Below are 15,199 nucleotides of genomic sequence, written 5' to 3'. Positions count from 1 at the left end.
GCGCGACGAATCGCACCCTTCTTCTTGCTGCTCGGGCGCGCTGTCCCGTTCGGATCAGGCCAGCGCCTTGTCGAAGGTAGCCAGCAAACGCGACCAGGCGCGCTCGGACTGGGCGGCGTCGTAGACCTGGGTGTCGGGCGGGCACCAGCCGTGCGCTGCCGCGTACACCTCGACCTCGGCCGGCAGCTTGGCGCCTTCGAGCGCGGTGCGCAGCGCCACCTTGGCTTCGGGATCCTTCTTGTCGTCGTTCTCGGCCACGGCGATCAGGTAGCTGGCCTTGGTCTGGCCGACCAGGCGGTGCGGGCTGTCGGGCGCCGCCGTGACCATGGCCGCGCCGTGGAAGGTGCCGACGGCGCCCACGCGGTCGGGGGCCACGGTGGCGGTGCGCACCGCGATCGGGCCGCCCATGCAGTAGCCGGTGGTGCCCATCTTGCGGGTCTTGTCGACCTGGGGCTGGGCGTCGAGCCAGGCCACGAAGGTCTTGCCGTCGCTCAGGTGCATGGCGGGGGTGAGCGCCTGCATGAGCGGCATGACTTCGGCGATGGGCGTCTTGCCGCCCATGGGCGCGGTGGGCGCCTTCTTCTGGCGGTAGAACGGGTTCACCACCAGCACGGTGTAGCCGGATTCGGCCAGTCGCCGCCCCATCTGCCGGAACGCCGGGCGCAGGCCGAACACGTCGGGCCAGACCAGCACGGCCGGCGCGGCGCCGGAGGTGGGCGCGACGAAATACGCGTCGCATTCGCCGTCGGGCGTGGTGATGGTGACGTCGCGCTCGGCTACCGCCACGGCATTGGCCACGCGGGGCAGCGCGGCCAGCACGCTGGCGCCCGCGGCCCACGCGGCGAAGTCGCGGCGGGTGTATTGCTTGAGTTCTTCCTGGTCGTGCGAATCACACATGTCGATTACTCCGGGTTTTGATCACTTGGCACGCAGGCTTGTGCCACAAGTCGCCATGGCGAGCAACTCCACGCCGTTCGAACGACCGTGAGCGATGCGGGCCGGGCGCGGAGCGCATGGGGGGAGACCGAGCAGCGACTCGCGCGATAGCCGCTGGTGCGCGGGGTCGAGAACGCGGGCGAAGCCACGACGGCGGCGCGCCGGCCGCCCGAACACGCCCGAACGAGAAGACCGCCCGCAGCCCAATCGGTGCCGTCCTGCAAAACGCCGGGCCCGCAGCGGTAAGACTGTGCGAATGACCCATACCACCGACTCCTCGCTTCTCCAGGCGCCCCGGCGCCGCAAGCTCTTGCAACGCATCGGCATCGGCACGACCGGCATGGCCCTGTCGGCCGGCGGTGTCGTACAGGCCGCCACGGCCCTGCCCGGCCCCAGCCCGGTCGACACCGGCCACGTGGAGAACGGGCGCATCGTGTTCCCAGAATGGCGCGGACCGGCCGACGCGCCCTCCTCGCCGCCGACCGCGCCGCTGCCCCGATCCGAACGCATGGGCATCGCCATCGTCGCACTCGGCCGGCTGTCGCTGGAACAGATCCTGCCGGCCTTCGCGCAGAGCACCCAGGCCCGGCCGGTGGCGCTGGTGTCCGGTTCGCCCGAAAAAATGAAAGTGGTGGCCCGCCAGTACGGCATCGCGCCCGAGGCCTGCCACAGCTATGCCGACTTCGAGAAGCTGCGCGACAACCCCGAGGTGCAGGCGGTCTACATCGTGCTGCCCAATGCCCTGCACCGCGAATACGTGGAGCGGGCGGCGGCCATCGGCAAGCACGTGCTGTGCGAGAAGCCCATGGCCGTCAGCTCGGCCGAGGCACGCGCCATGGTGGCGGCCTGCGAGCGGGCCAAGGTCAAGCTGATGGTGGCCTACCGCATCCACTACCAGCCGCACAACCAGCGGGTGCGACGCTTCGTGCAGGACAAGACCTTCGGCCGCCTGGTCGGCTTCACGGCGGTCAACGTGCAGACCGCCGCGGCCGACGCGGCGCAACAATGGCGCCACAAGAAGGCGCTGTCCGGCGGCGGCTCGCTGCCCGACATCGGGCTGTACTGCCTGAACACCGTGCGTTTCATCACGGGCGAGGAGCCGGTGGAGGTCTATGCCCACCTCTTCAGCCCGCCGGGCGATGCGCGTTATGCCGAGGTGGAGGAAACGGTCGACTTCAGCCTGCGTTTTCCTTCCGGCCTGGTGGCCCATTGCATGACGAGCTACGGCGGCCGCGAGAACAAGTGGCAGCGGCTGGAGCTGGAAAAAGCCAGTATCGACATGCCCAGCGCCTACGAATACCAGGGCCAGCGCCTTCTGATCGGACAACGCGTGGAAGACAGCAAGGGCCAGACCGAGGTGACCTTGCCGCCGAAGAACCAGTTCGCCGCCGAGATCGACCACTTCGCCGAATGCGTGCGCCTGGACCGCACGCCGCGCACGCCCGGCGAGGAAGGCCTGCGCGACCAGGTGCTGATGGAGGCGATCTACGAGTCGGCGCGCACCGGACGGCCGGTCAAGACAGCCTGACCGGCCGACCGGCCGCGCGGATCAGACGAACTTGCCGGTGATGCCGCCGTCCACCACCAGTTCGGTGCCGGTCACATAGGCCGCCGCGTCGGACAGCAAAAAGGCGCAGGCATGGGCCACGTCCCAGGCGCTGCCCATGCGGCCCACGGGCACCTGCCGGGCGCGGGCGGCGCGAGCGGCGTCCAGGTCCTGCGCGTCGAACATCCTGGCCACCGTGTGGGCGATGCGCGGGGTGTCGATCAGCCCCGGCACCACCGTGTTGGCGCGGATGCCGTTGCCGGCGTACTGGTGCGCCACCAGCCGCACGAACTGCTCCACCGCCGCCTTGGTCACGCCATAGGCCAGGTGCGGATAGCCCAGGTAGCGCATGCCCGCGATGGACGATATGGCCACGATGGCGCCGCGTCCGCGCTCCGCCATTTCGGGCAGCACCTGACGCGTGGTGAGCAGCAGACTGCCGACGTTGACCGCGTGGATGCGCTCCAGGTCGTCCAGCCCGGTCTCCATCGGCCCGCCGGTCTTGCCGATGCCCACGTTGTGGTGCAGCGCGTCGATGGGGCCGAAGGCGGCGCGGGCCTTGGTGAAGAGGCGCGCCACATCGGATTCGACCGCGACGTCGCCGACCAGGGTGACGGCCTGCCCGCCCTCGGCGCGGATGAGCGCGGTGGTTTCCTCGGCGGATGCGGCATCGCGGTCGGCCACGCACACCCGGGCGCCGAGCCGGGCATAGGTGACGCAGGAGGCGCGGCCGATGCTCCAGCCGGGACCGGCCGAGCCGCCGCCGGCCACGAAGACGGTGCGGCCGCTCATGTCGAGCGGCAAGGCCTGGGCGCGAATGTCGCGGGTGTCACTCATGGCGCCAGCCCCACCGTCATGCCGCCGCAGACGTACAGCACTTGGCCGGTGGTGTAGCCCGCACGCCGGTCGAGCAGCGAGGCCACCAGGTGCGCCACCTCGGCCGGCTGGCCCATGCGGCGCAGCGGAATCGTGTCGATGATGCGTTGCGTGGACGGCGCGCCGGGCGGGTTGACCCGCTCGAACAGCTCGGTGGCGATCGGCCCCGGGCCGATGGCGTTGGCCGTGATGCCGTCGGCCGCCAGCTCCAGCGCCAGGGTGCGCACCAAGCCGTGCACGCCGGCCTTGGTGGCGGCGTAGGCGATGCGTTCGCCCTTGCCGAGCGCGGCCCGGCTGGAGATGCTGACGATGCGGCCGAACTTCGCCGCGCGCATCGCCGGCAGCAGCGCCTGCACGCAGGCGATGGAGGCCGCCAGGTTGACCGCCGTCACGGCGTGCAGGTCGCCGATGGTGGCGGCGTCGATGCCGGCCGGCCGCACGATGCCGGCGTTGTTCACCAGCCGCGTGATCGGGCCGCGCGCGGTGGCCTCGGCCAGGGCCTGGCGCAGCGCGGCTTCGTCGGACACGTCGACCGCTATGTGCGTTTCGCCGGCCGCCAGTTGCAGCGGCGCGGCGATGTCGAGGTTGACCACCGCGTAGCCGTCTTCCACCAGACGCTCCACCGTGGCGCGGCCGATGCCGCGGCTGCCGCCGGTGACCAGTACCGTCTCTTTTTGCGTGTCGGGGCTCGCGGTCATCAGGCGTGATCCCCCTTGCCACCCTGGCCCACGTAAGGAATAGCGTGGTCGATGGTGTCCCAGATGAAACGGCCGGACGGGCTCTGCTGCTCTTCGACGATGTGCGCCACCAGGCCGGCGGCACGCGAGATGACGGCGAAGCCGCGCATCACCGCCGTGGGTACGCCGATCTCGCCCAGCAAGGCGGCGACTGCGCCGGTGGCGTTGATGGTGATCGGGCGGCCGGCCACCTCGTCGACGGCGGTGGAGAGCTGCTCCAGCGCGCGCACCTTGTCACCCTGGAGTTCGGGCTCGGCACGGGCCAGGTCCAGCAGCTTGTAGGCGCGCGGGTCGACCGGTTTGTGCAGGTGGTGGCCGAAGCCCGGCACCGCGCTGCGCTGCGCCTTGTGGTGGCGAGCGATGGCCAGCGCCTCGGCCTGCGGGTCGGCCGCGGCCTGGATGCGGTCGAGCAGCACCGAGCAGTTCTCCATGGTGCCGACGAAGCTGCTGCCCACGGCCAGCAGGCCGGAGGCGACGGCGCCCTGCAGGTTTTCCGGTGCGCTCATGTAGATGAGCCGCGTAGCGATGGCGCTCGGCGTGAGGCCGTGCTCCATCAGCACGATCAGCACCGCGTCGGTGATGCGCATGTCGACCGGGCGCGGCGCGCGCTGCAGGATCTGCATCAGCATGACTTCGGTGAAGGTCTTCTTGCCGAGCAGGTCCTCGACCAGGTCGGCGTCGCCGTAGTGCAGGCTGGTGAGGGTGTGGGTGCAGAGGCGGGTGACGGGGCCTTGGGCCTTGTCGGGCAGGGATGCGGTCATGTGGTCTGTCTCCTGGGATGGAAGCTTGTCAGGTGGTGGCGAGCGCCTTGAGCGCGTCGTCGCGCACGGCCGTCTTCAGCACCTTGCCGACCGGCGAACGCGGCAGGCTCTCGTAGAAATGGATGTGTTTGGGCGTGTGCACCGGGCCGAGCCTTTCGCGCACGAAGGCCGTCAGCGCCGTGGCGTCTTCCGAGGCGCCGGGGCGCAGCTGCACCGCCGCGTGCACTGCCTCGCCCCACTTGTCGTCGGGCACGCCGAAGACGGCGCATTCGTGTACGTCGGGGTGCTGGCCGAGCGCGTTCTCCACGTCGATCGGATAGACATTGAAGCCGCCGGTGATGACCAGGTCCTTCAGGCGGTCCTTCAGGTAGAGGTAGCCGCGCTCGTCGAGCAGGCCGCGGTCGCCGGTGTGCAGCCAGCCGTCGACCAGGGTTTCGGCGCTCTTGTCGGGCAGGCGCCAGTAGCCGGTCATGAGCAGGTCGCCGCGCGCCACCACCTCGCCCACCTCGCCGCGCGGCAGCAGGCGGCCGTCGGGCGCCATGATGGCCAGGTCGGTCAGCCAGGTGATGCGGCCGACCGAGGCCCAGTTGTCGGGGTCTTCGAAGTCCGCCGGGCGCATGGCGGTGAGGATCTGCGGCGCCTCCGTCTGGCCGTAGGTGGTGCAGAGCACCGGGCCGAAGAAGTCGCGCACCTGGCGGATCTTTTCCGGCGGCATCGGCGCGCCGCCGTAGATCAGCCGGCGCAGCGAGGGGAAGTCCGCACGCGATACGCCCGGCAGCGCCATCAGCATGTAGACCAGCGTGGGCGGCATGAAACAGACGGTGCCGGCGCGGTCGCGGAAGGCGGTGCGCACGGCCTCGGCGCCGGCATCGGCCATGAGCACGTGGCAGCCGCCCTGCGCCAGGATCGGCAGCACATAGGTGGAGGTGCCGTGGGTGATCGGCGCGGCCATGACGTAGCGTTCGTGCTCGTCGAAACCCCAGGCCTGGATCTGGTTGCAGATGTTGGCCACCCACGCCCGGTAGGGCTGCATGACGCCCTTGGGCGCGCCGGTGGTGCCGCCGGTGAACTTGATCGCCTGGGTGGCGTCGGCCGGCAGGTCGATCACCGGCTGCGGCGCACCGGCATGGCGGGCGACGAGGCCGGCCACGGTGGGCATGCCGGCATCGTCGCCCGCCGCCTGGCTCAGCACCCGTTGGCCGGGCGCGCCTTGGAGCAGGTCGGCACAGGCTTCCTCCACCACCAGGATCGTCGGCTCGGTGGCGTCGACCAGCCGACGCAGTTCGGGCCGCGTGCTGCGCGGATTGAGCGGCACCCAGACCTTGCCGCAGGCCAGCGTGGCCAGCAGGGCCACGATGTGTTCGGCGCTGTTCTTGGCGCAGATGCCGACCCGGCTCTGCGGCGCGGGGTCGATCGCCACGAAACCGGCCGCCAGCGCCCGCACCTGCGCGGCCAGTTCGGTGAAGCTCAGCCGGCCTTCGGGCGAATCGATGGCGCAGCGCGCGGGCCATCGTTCGGCCGCTCGCCAGAAGAAGTCGATGGGGTACATGGAAAACTCCCTTTTTGTCGCTGGTGTCAGAAACGGGTCATTCGGCCTTGGCGCCGGAAGCCTTCACCACCTCGTTCCAGCGCCTGGTTTCGGCGGCGATGAAGGTGCGCAGCTGCTCGGGCGTGCCGGGGTCGGGCGTGGCGGCGAGTTCGTCGAGGCGCTTCTTCACGTCGGGCAGGGCCAGGGCCTTGTTGAGCTCGGTGTTGAGCCGCTCGACGATGGCGCGCGGCGTGCCGGTGGGCGCGGCGATGGCGAACCACGACTGCACGTCGAAGCCGGGATAGCCCGACTCGGCGATGGTGGGCACGTCCGGCAGCAGCGGCGAGCGCTTGGCACTGGTGATGGCGATGGCCCGCAGCCGGCCGGCCTGCACATGCGGCATCGACGAGGGCGTGTTGTCGAACATCGACTGCACCTGGCCGCCGAGCAGGTCGGTCACCGCCGGCGCGCTGCCCTTGTAGGGCACGTGCAGCATGTTGGCCTTGGAGACCATCTTGAACATCTCACCGGAGAGATGGATGGACGAGCCGCTGCCCGACGAGGCGAAGGTGATGCCGTTGGGCGAGTCGGCCGCGAACTTCAGGTACTCGGCCACCGACTTGATCGGCAGCTTGGGGTTGACCACCAGGATGTTGGGCACCCGTGCGATCAGGCCAACCGGCTCGAAGTCCTTCTGTGCATCGAAATTGAGCTTGTCGTAGAGCGTCGCGTTGATGGTGTTGGCGATGGTGAACAGGTAGAGCGTAGCGCCGTCCGGCGGCGAGTGCGCCACGATGTCGGCGCCGACGTTGCTGTTGGCGCCGGCGCGGTTGTCCACCACGAACTGCTGGCCCATCTGCTCGCTGAGCTTGATGGCGATGAGGCGCGCGATGACGTCGGTGGCGCCGCCGGCCGCATAGCCCACGACCAGGCGCACCGGCTTGGTGGGATAAGCGGCGGCGCCGGGCTGGGCCAAAGCGGCCATCGGTGCGAGCAAGCCGGCCAGGGCGACGCCGGCGGCGAGCGCCAGCGCACGCCGGCGGGGCGAGTGAATCGAGTGCATGTCTGTCTCCGTCTTTATGGTGGCGGTCGGTTCGCCGCAAGGCTTGACTGTCCGGGGGGGGACAATCCGTCCATCGCGACCGACCGCCATCGATTCTTCGCCATGCCCTCCTCCACCGCCAGCCAGAACGTCCGCCAGCCGGACGATTCGATCGATGCCGGCAGCCGCACGCTGCGGCGCGGCCTGCAACTGCTGGACGTAGTGCTGCAGCACCGCGGCGAAGGCGTGCGGGTGGCCGGGCTGTGCCGCGCCTGCGGGCTGCAGCGGGCTACCGTCTACCGTTTGCTGGCGACGCTGATCGAAAGCGGCTACGTGGTCCAGCGTGACCGTTGGCGCTACGCGCCGGGTCCGCGCGCCCGGGCCCTGTTGCAGCCCCCGCCAGCCGACGACCTGGCGGCGCGCCTGCAGCCAGTGCTGGCCCGAGTAAGCGCGGCCTGCGGCGAGCCGTCGTTCGCGGTGGTGGCCGAGGGCCGGATGTCGCACTGCATCGCCCGGCAGCTGGGCACACAGCCGATCCAGGTGCTGGTGGTGGAGGTGGGCCGGCGCCAGCCGCTGGGCGTGGGCGCTGCCGGGCTGGCCTTGCTGTCGGCGATGCCGCCGGCCGAGTCGGCCGCCATCGTGGCGGCCAACGCGCAGGCCCTGCCGCGCTATGGCGGCATGACGCCTGAACGCATGGACATCCTGGTCGCCGCGACCCGCGAGCGCGGCTGGTCGGTGGTGGGCAACCATGTGATCGAAGGCACGCTGGGTGTCGGCGTGCCGGTGCTGGCGACCGACGGCCAGCCGGTGGCCGCGATCAGCGTGGCCGCGCCGCAGGACCGCATGCCACGCCAGCGGCAGCAGTTGATCGCGCGGCGCATGCGGGAGGCGCTGGAGAACTTGCTGCCCGCCGGGCTGTGAGACCGACTCGACTACGCTGCACCACGGCCGCGAAGGTCGGCCACATTTGGGCGCCGCCCATGAAAAAAGCCCTCGTCGGAGGGCTTTTTGATCGAAGCGCCTGGATCTAGCGCTTGGTCCAGACCGCGCCGAGGACGAATCCCAGGCCCACCAGCACGGCGACGCTGACCAGGGGATTGGTCACCGCGGTCTCGCGGATCTGGTCCACCACTTCCCCATAGGTCTTTTGCGCCTCGCCAGCGGCTTGGCGGGCCTTGCCCTCGGCCTGGGTGGAGGTGTCTCCGGTCACGGCGCCGACGGCGTCCTGCACGCGGCCTGCGAGTTTCTGTACGGTGCCTTCAGCTTGGTCCAACATGGGTGCTCCTTCGTATGGGTCTGTGCGGCGCCGGATGCGACGCCACTGCCGCTACGGTGGCACAGGCAGAGCTTGCCGGGCCTCATCCATTGACCCTCGTCGACGTAGTGCAAGCCGACATCGGGTGTCGGCTGGAGGCTATGGAGCGGCGAACGCCCGCGGAGCGCCACTGGCGGCTAAGGCCTCCGGCAGCGGGGTCCATCCCAGCCGGCGCTCGATTTCCGATCGCGTCGGAGTCCGGAATCGGGCGGGCATCCGGCGGATGTATTGCTCCGCATGGTCCCTTTTCCCGTTCGCGAGCGAGTCCAGGTATCGCGCCGCGCCGGCGGCATCGGGCGCACGGCCTTCGACGCCGTCGAAACGCGGCGAAAGCGCGGTCCACACGACGGCGTCGATCGGCTTGCCGGCCATCCAGGCGCGGATGCGCTCGTCGAACGGAAATGCGCGGTCGGCCGGAAGGTGGCCGATGCCGTCGGCACGGTCCGCATCGATCTGCTCGCGCTGGCGCAGCTGCTCGCGGGCTTCGTCGAGCAAACCGGTCTGGAGCAGGGCCCACCAGCAGATTTGCAGCGGCGAGCCCTCGTGAAGCGCGGTCGCCAGTTCACCGCCATCGCCCACCCGGCAGAAATCGAGTGGCAACGGGGGGCCGTCGTCGTGCCAGGGCGTGGCCAGTGCCAGCGGAGCGGTTTTCCAGAGCAGGGAGCCCCAGGCGAGGCAGGCGATCTTCATCGAGGCTTTTCCGATGGCGGGTGGTATCCGCCGGGGTTGATATGAAATTGCGCGTCGACCGTGCGCGTCTCGGGGAGCACATACAGCCAGCCGGCGACCCGACCGAAGCCGGGACGTATCCAGCGGTCGTAGAAAGCGGCGGGCACGTTGATGCAGCCGTAAGAGATGCGGTTGTCGCGCGCGGTGGCGCTGGCCAGCCGCTCGAGCCGTCGCTCGCCGGCCAGCGGACGCACCCGGTGCAACGAGATCGCGGCGTCGTAATCGACCCAGACGATGTCCTCGTCCTGCAGGTTGCGGCCGGGCTCGGTGGCGAAGCGGCCGGCCGGCGTGGTCTTTTCTTCGGGGCGGATGTCGGCGATCCGGCGGTCGCCGATGCCGGGCACCGAATCGTCGCCCACGGCGGCCCCCAGCAGCACGGGCGACGAGGCCAGCAGGGCGCCGCGAGCGTCGAAGACATGGAGCCGGGCGCCGCTCTTGTCCAGCACCGCCCAGGGCCGGTCGGGCGTGCCCGCCCGGTCGGCGATCGCCCAGGAAACGAACGCCCGGACGGCCGACGACGGCACCATGCGCGGCCCGCTCGCACCAGAGGCAGCGCCGGTCGCCATACACAGCGCCATCCCGGCAGTGGCGAGGCGACGCTGGGTGATTGAAAACATGGAAGCCGAAGAAACTGGCCACCGGTCAGGCCGCCGAAACAGCCCCCGGTGCCTCAACGGTAAATGTGCTCGCCGCGATTTTCCTTCCAGGTCGATTCGAAGTGCGCGGCGTCCTCGTCTGTCTTGGCGCGCATGCCCATCAGAATGCCGCCGTTCCGGATGCCGTGTTCGTAGTGCTTCACCCGCTCTTCCGGAATGTTCCAGCCGATGAGCGCACCGATGATGCCGCCGCCCGCGGCGCCCACGCCGCCGCCGGCAGCCGCCGCGGCGATCGGTCCGGCCACCACCAGGCCGATACCCGGCAGGACCAGGCTGGTACCGACGGCTGCGACCGCCGCGATCACCGCGCCGACCGTACCGCCGATGGCGCCGCCGATGCCCGCGCCTTCGGCGGCCTTGTTGCCGAGTTCGGTTTCGGTGCCGACGTTCTCGCCCGCGAAATGGCGGTCACGGGTGGCGTCGGACATCACGAGGTTCACGTCGTCCTTGCTGTAGCCGCGGCTGCTGGCCGAGGTGTAGGCGGCTTCCGCGCTGTCGCGATCGGGGAACAGGCCAGTCACGAGGCGGCCGGAGTCGTTGGTCGATTGGATGGAGGTCATGTACAGCTTTCTTTTTTCAGGAGTGGGAGAGGATGCTCAGCTGCGGTCGGCCTTGCGGGCGCGCGGCATGGGGGTGGGCGGATCGCCGGCCGCGCCGGTGGCAGGCATTGCGCCGGTGTTGGGTGCCGTCGCGGCGGTGGACGGCGCATTGGCTGCGCCGTCGGCTGCGGCACGACCACGGTCCGCGGCGGTCGGTGCGGTGCGCACCAGAGTGCCGGTGTCCGATCGCGGAACCGCCTTGCCGGCGGCGTCGGCCGCGGTGCCGGGGGATACGCCGACGCTTGCCGGCGGGTTGCCGGCTGCCGGCTGGGCCTGGCTGGCGATCGCGCCGATGGCCAGGACGGTGCCTGCACAAAGCTTCATCAGGGTTTTGGTCATCTTGTCTCCGGAGACTGCGGGGGGAAAAAGAGGTTCGGCCACTGCCCGCCACGCCATTGGCGCGAACGCGGGCTTGCCGCCTCCCCAGGATTCATCGGCTGTGGCTGTAGGCGGCCACGTCGCATTCGTCCGTCGCAGGCCGGTGCCCGGCCGGGAAACGACCGATGCCCGCTCCGGCGGACCGGCCTACACGTGGCCACGTCCGGCCTTTACAAGCGGCGAGGGGCTTGCCCAAAAAAATGAAGACCAACTCCAGGAGGCAATGTGATCTATGCAATAGAGGCGGTGCGACGGGACCCGGCCGGGCACATCACCCATGTGCGCTGGCACGAGGTCGACGTCATCGGCGAGGACATCCGGCACGGCGATTCGGTGGTGGTGCCGGTGACCGTGGCCATGAGCGAGGTCTCCCGCAGCGCGGTGCATGTGTGCCATCGCGGGGCGCCGGGATGCAAGGTCAACGTGGGGCAGGTGCGCGACCGTGTCAGCCTGGTCGACTTTCCCTCGACACCGCCGGAGCAACGGCTCCAGGAGATGCCGGTCTTTTAGGGGAGGTTGGGGGGGTAACTTGTCGCCGAGGACCGCAGAGAAAGACTGCCGGCCGAGGTCAGCCAGCCCCGGTCGTGCCGCCCGCCTCGTCCACGCGGTCGTCGTTCGTGGTGCTGCGGCTGCCCTTCAGATGCATCTCGACGTCGGTGGCCAGGCTGCCGACCTCGGCGATCGCGTCGCGAATCTGCATGTCGGTCGCATCGAGCTTGCGCGCCCATTGCGAGACGGACGCCTCGGAGCCGGCATCGATGCGGTCGGGGACGGCGCCGCCGGACGAAGAAGAAGAAGAAGAAGCGCTGGTCTGGTCGTTCATGGAAGAAGCTCCTCGTCAGGTTGATGCGACGGCGGATGCCGGTCGCGGAAAAGCCGTCTTCTACCGTCGAAACGCATCGGCCCGGGTGGGACACCACCCACATTGCCGTGCAGCTCGCCTACATCGGTCGTGCGCCCGTTGCAGGCGCCGACCCACGTTGCGCTTCTTGCGAGGCTTCGCCGCGTTTTCATCGTGGCGAAGATGGCGATCAGGGTCAGGCGAGCTACTGTCTGACGCGACAGCTGGCGCCGGACCGAGCATCATCGCGCCACCTCCATTCGCCATCGAAGCCATGAACAGCCTTCAAGCCCTGATGTCCGATCCCACCGCCTGGGCCGCATTGCTGGCCCTCGTGGTGATGGAAATCGTGCTCGGCATCGACAACCTGATCTTCATCTCGATCCTGTCGAACAAGCTGCCCGCGCATCAGCGCCAGAACGCGCGCCGCATCGGCATCGGCCTCGCCCTGGGCATGCGCCTGCTGCTGTTGTCGATGATCGCGTGGATCGTCGGCCTCACTGCACCGGTGTTCGACCTCGGCTGGAGCGGCACGCTCAACGCCGCTGGAGTGCCCAGCTTCGAGACGCAGTTCTCCTGGCGCGACCTGATCCTCATCGCCGGCGGCCTGTTCCTGATCTGGAAAGCCACCAAGGAAATCCACCACGCCGTCGACCCGGTGGCCACCGAGGACGTGCTGGACAAGCGGGGAACGGCCAGCATCGGTTTCTCGGCCGCCATCGTGCAGATCATCCTGCTGGACATGGTGTTCTCGATCGACTCCATCCTCACCGCCGTCGGCATGACCGACAACCTGGCGGTGATGGTCATCGCGGTGATCGCCGCCGTCACGGTGATGCTGCTCGCCGCCGACCCGCTGGCCAATTTCATCAACCGCAACCCCACCGTGGTGATGCTGGCGCTGGGCTTTCTGCTGATGATCGGCGCGGTGCTCATCGCCGACGGCTTCGGTGTGCACGTGCCCAAGGGCTACATCTACGCGGCCATGGCCTTCTCGACGCTGGTGGAGGTGCTCAACATGTGGGCCCGGCGCGGCAAGAAGCCGGCGGCTTGATGCCTGGGCGGCCAACGTGTGCAGGGCCCGTGGCAAGCGCTCGGTCCGACTGATTTGCAAGGGGCTGGTCAGCCTCGCCCGATCCGGCGCGCCGCGCGCAACGAGGTGAACCATGCATACCCCTACCGCCGCCGCACCGCCTCGCCACCCGCGGCTCACCCTGGCCGCGACCATCCTGGGCTCGAGCCTCGCGTTCGTCGACGGCTCGGTGGTCAACGTCGCGCTGCCCGACATCGGCCGCGCGCTGCACGCCGATACCGCTGCGCTGCAGTGGACCATCAACGCCTACCTGCTGCCCTTGAGCGCCCTGCTGCTTTTCGGTGGCGCGGCGGGCGATCACTACGGCCGCCGCCGCGTGTTCCTGTGGGGCATCGTCATCTTCGCGCTGGCATCGCTGGCGTGCGCACTGGCGCCGGGTCAGCCGGTGCTGCTGGCCGCGCGTGGGCTGCAGGGCCTGGGGGCCGCGCTGCTGATGCCCAACTCGCTGGCCATTCTGGGAGCAGCGTTCTCCGACGAAGCGCGGGGCCGGGCCATCGGCACCTGGGCGGCCGTCGGGGCGATCGCCGCAGCGGTCGGGCCGCCGCTGGGCGGCTGGCTGGTGCAGGTGGCCGGCTGGCGATCCATCTTCCTGCTGAACCTGCCGCTGGCTCTGGGCGCCTGGTGGCTGGGCCATCGCTACGTGGACGAGAGTTCCGATCCGGGTCGTCCCCTGGACGTGGTCGGCGCGCTGCTGGCCACGCTCGCCCTGGGCGCCCTGACCTGGGCGCTGACCCTCTGGTCCGGCAGTGGCCTGTCGGGCTCCACCGTGCTGGCGCCACTGCTGACCGGGGTCGTGCTGCTGGTGGCGTTTTCGCTGTTCGAAGCCCGGCTCGGCGACCGGGCCATGATGCCGCGCCGCCTTTTCGCCTCACGCGCCTTCGTCGGCCTGACAGCCCTCACCTTTCTGCTGTACGGCGCGCTCGGGGGCTTGTTGGTGCTGCTGCCGTATTTCCTCATCGAGGCCGCGCACTACACGCCTTTGCAGGCCGGGCTGGCCTTCCTGCCGTTCTCCATCATCCTGGGTCTGGGATCGCGCTCGATGGGCCGGCTGGCCGAACGCATGGGGCCGCGCTGGCCACTGACCCTGGGGCCGCTGGTCGCCGGCCTGGGCTTGCTGCTCTTTCTGCGCATTTCGGCCGACGCCAGTTATTGGACCGCGGCCTTTCCGGCGATGGTCGTCATGGCGCTGGGCATGGCGGGCGCGGTCGCGCCACTCACCACGGCGGTGCTTTCATCGGTCGATCGACAGCACACCGGCACGGCATCCGGCTTCAACAGCGCCGTGGCCCGTACCGGCGGGCTGATCGCCACGGCCCTGTGCGGTGCCGTGATCGGACAGCAAGGCCCCGAACTCGCCCGGGCCTTTCACGCCGCTGCACTGCTCGGCGCGGGCTGTGCGTTCCTGTCGGCGCTGGTGGCGTTCGCCACGCTTTCGAGCGTGAGGACCGCTGCGGCCTGAGGCTTTCGATCGAACCAATTTCTGCAGGATGCGTGTGATGGCAAAAGCAAAATCGCCTCTGGCGGCACCCCTGGCGCCGCCGCGTCATCGTGGCAACAAGGCCGACCTGCCGAGCAAGTTGTGCGTGGCCTGTGGCTTGCCGATGACCTGGCGGCGAAGTTGGGCGAAGAACTGGGACGAAGTGAAATACTGCAGCGATGCCTGCCGCCGGAAAAAGGGTCGCGCCACGCCGGTCTGACCCGGATGTATTCGGCTGCAACTGCCCGCACCGGCATCGGCAGCCCGGTTCCGATAATGGCGCGATGTCCATTGCCTACCTGTACCTGGCCTGCGCCATCGCGGCAGAGATCGTCGCCACGACTTTCCTGAAAAGCTCCGACGGGTTCTCGCGACTGTGGCCCAGCGTCGTCACGATCGCGGGGTACGCGGTATCCTTCTTCTTCCTGTCACTGACCCTGCGCACGATCCCCACCGGCATCGCCTATGCCATCTGGTCGGGCGTCGGCATCGTATTGATCTCGCTGATCAGCTGGATCTGGTTCGGCCAGAAGCTCGACCTGCCGGCGATGCTGGGCATGGGTCTGATCGTCGCGGGCGTAGTGGTCATCAACGTCTTCTCGCGGAGTGCGTCGCACTGAGGCGTTATCTCCGAGCTGCCTACGTGAATCTCAATCTCAAGAATCGACGGCGTGGCGGGGCTGCG

General features: G+C 69.5%; 19 protein-coding genes. 7 read left to right on the top strand and 12 right to left on the bottom strand.

Features of this window, described 5'->3' with window-relative positions; all coding sequences use genetic code 11:
* Nucleotides 1-54: 54 nt before the first annotated feature.
* Nucleotides 55-897 (bottom strand): dienelactone hydrolase family protein, encoded by an 843-nt coding sequence (locus tag R9X41_RS06900; RefSeq protein WP_318634144.1) that lies wholly within the window; start codon nt 895-897, stop codon nt 55-57.
* A 295-nt stretch (nt 898-1,192) separates the two neighbouring features.
* Here R9X41_RS06900 and R9X41_RS06895 point away from each other — a divergent pair, with 295 nt between their 5' ends.
* Nucleotides 1,193-2,464: a Gfo/Idh/MocA family protein gene (locus tag R9X41_RS06895; RefSeq protein ID WP_318634143.1), complete on the top strand. Its 1,272-nt coding sequence runs from the start codon at nt 1,193-1,195 to the stop codon at nt 2,462-2,464.
* 21 nt (nt 2,465-2,485) lie between these two features.
* Here R9X41_RS06895 and R9X41_RS06890 read toward each other — a convergent pair whose 3' ends face one another.
* From R9X41_RS06890 to R9X41_RS06870, 5 genes are read right to left on the bottom strand one after another with little or no spacing between them, the layout of a single operon-like run.
* The gene (locus R9X41_RS06890) at nt 2,486-3,319 is read right to left on the bottom strand and encodes an SDR family NAD(P)-dependent oxidoreductase (RefSeq protein ID WP_318634142.1); all 834 of its coding nucleotides are present in this window, start codon (nt 3,317-3,319) and stop codon (nt 2,486-2,488) included.
* On the bottom strand, nt 3,316-4,056 hold the full coding sequence (locus tag R9X41_RS06885) for an SDR family NAD(P)-dependent oxidoreductase (protein WP_318634141.1): 741 nt from the start codon (nt 4,054-4,056) through the stop codon (nt 3,316-3,318). The genes R9X41_RS06890 and R9X41_RS06885 overlap by 4 nt, the downstream gene beginning before the upstream one ends.
* On the bottom strand, nt 4,056-4,856 hold the full coding sequence (locus R9X41_RS06880; RefSeq protein WP_318634140.1) for a citryl-CoA lyase: 801 nt from the start codon (nt 4,854-4,856) through the stop codon (nt 4,056-4,058). Before R9X41_RS06880 ends, R9X41_RS06885 begins: the two co-directional genes overlap by 1 nt.
* A gap of 28 nt (nt 4,857-4,884) precedes the next feature.
* On the bottom strand, nt 4,885-6,405 hold the full coding sequence (locus R9X41_RS06875; RefSeq protein WP_318634139.1) for a class I adenylate-forming enzyme family protein: 1,521 nt from the start codon (nt 6,403-6,405) through the stop codon (nt 4,885-4,887).
* Nucleotides 6,406-6,442: 37 nt separating this feature from the next.
* Entirely contained in the window at nt 6,443-7,447 is a 1,005-nt protein-coding gene (locus R9X41_RS06870; RefSeq protein WP_318634138.1) for a tripartite tricarboxylate transporter substrate binding protein, read from the bottom strand.
* A 102-nt stretch (nt 7,448-7,549) separates the two neighbouring features.
* Here R9X41_RS06870 and R9X41_RS06865 point away from each other — a divergent pair, with 102 nt between their 5' ends.
* The gene (locus R9X41_RS06865) at nt 7,550-8,347 is read left to right on the top strand and encodes an IclR family transcriptional regulator (protein ID WP_318634137.1); all 798 of its coding nucleotides are present in this window, start codon (nt 7,550-7,552) and stop codon (nt 8,345-8,347) included.
* A 106-nt stretch (nt 8,348-8,453) separates the two neighbouring features.
* Here the strand turns inward: R9X41_RS06865 and R9X41_RS06860 are convergent, their stop codons facing one another.
* From R9X41_RS06860 to R9X41_RS06840, 5 genes are all read right to left on the bottom strand, one after another.
* The gene (locus tag R9X41_RS06860; protein WP_318634136.1) at nt 8,454-8,702 is read right to left on the bottom strand and encodes a CsbD family protein; all 249 of its coding nucleotides are present in this window, start codon (nt 8,700-8,702) and stop codon (nt 8,454-8,456) included.
* Nucleotides 8,703-8,840: 138 nt separating this feature from the next.
* Entirely contained in the window at nt 8,841-9,431 is a 591-nt protein-coding gene (locus R9X41_RS06855; protein ID WP_318634135.1) for a hypothetical protein, read from the bottom strand.
* Nucleotides 9,428-10,087, bottom strand: a complete 660-nt coding sequence (locus R9X41_RS06850; RefSeq protein WP_318634134.1) for a hypothetical protein — start codon at nt 10,085-10,087, stop codon at nt 9,428-9,430. The genes R9X41_RS06855 and R9X41_RS06850 overlap by 4 nt, the downstream gene beginning before the upstream one ends.
* Before the next feature lie 53 nt (nt 10,088-10,140).
* Entirely contained in the window at nt 10,141-10,686 is a 546-nt protein-coding gene (locus R9X41_RS06845) for a hypothetical protein (protein WP_318634133.1), read from the bottom strand.
* A 36-nt stretch (nt 10,687-10,722) separates the two neighbouring features.
* Nucleotides 10,723-11,064: a hypothetical protein gene (locus R9X41_RS06840; RefSeq protein ID WP_318634132.1), complete on the bottom strand. Its 342-nt coding sequence runs from the start codon at nt 11,062-11,064 to the stop codon at nt 10,723-10,725.
* A 264-nt stretch (nt 11,065-11,328) separates the two neighbouring features.
* Here R9X41_RS06840 and R9X41_RS06835 point away from each other — a divergent pair, with 264 nt between their 5' ends.
* The gene (locus R9X41_RS06835; RefSeq protein ID WP_318634131.1) at nt 11,329-11,613 is read left to right on the top strand and encodes a hypothetical protein; all 285 of its coding nucleotides are present in this window, start codon (nt 11,329-11,331) and stop codon (nt 11,611-11,613) included.
* Nucleotides 11,614-11,671: 58 nt separating this feature from the next.
* Here R9X41_RS06835 and R9X41_RS06830 read toward each other — a convergent pair whose 3' ends face one another.
* A complete protein-coding gene (locus R9X41_RS06830) occupies nt 11,672-11,926 on the bottom strand; it encodes a DUF3606 domain-containing protein (RefSeq protein ID WP_318634130.1) in 255 nt (84 codons plus the stop codon).
* 292 nt (nt 11,927-12,218) lie between these two features.
* Between R9X41_RS06830 and R9X41_RS06825 the strand changes: the two genes are divergently transcribed.
* The 4 genes from R9X41_RS06825 (at nt 12,219) to R9X41_RS06810 (ending at nt 15,134) form a co-directional block, all read left to right on the top strand.
* Entirely contained in the window at nt 12,219-12,998 is a 780-nt protein-coding gene (locus tag R9X41_RS06825; protein ID WP_318634129.1) for a TerC family protein, read from the top strand.
* Between the two features lie 112 nt (nt 12,999-13,110).
* Nucleotides 13,111-14,496, top strand: a complete 1,386-nt coding sequence (locus R9X41_RS06820) for an MFS transporter (RefSeq protein WP_318634128.1) — start codon at nt 13,111-13,113, stop codon at nt 14,494-14,496.
* A gap of 37 nt (nt 14,497-14,533) precedes the next feature.
* Nucleotides 14,534-14,734 (top strand): DUF2256 domain-containing protein, encoded by a 201-nt coding sequence (locus R9X41_RS06815; protein ID WP_318634127.1) that lies wholly within the window; start codon nt 14,534-14,536, stop codon nt 14,732-14,734.
* Nucleotides 14,735-14,798: 64 nt separating this feature from the next.
* Entirely contained in the window at nt 14,799-15,134 is a 336-nt protein-coding gene (locus R9X41_RS06810) for an SMR family transporter (RefSeq protein ID WP_318634126.1), read from the top strand.
* The last annotated feature ends 65 nt before the right edge of the window (nt 15,135-15,199 follow it).

This window comes from Xylophilus sp. GOD-11R (assembly GCF_033546935.1).
Taxonomy (GTDB): Bacteria; Pseudomonadota; Gammaproteobacteria; order Burkholderiales; family Burkholderiaceae_C; genus Xylophilus.
Note: the sequence above shows the minus strand (reverse complement) of the source record. Positions and strands in the feature narration are given on the sequence as shown.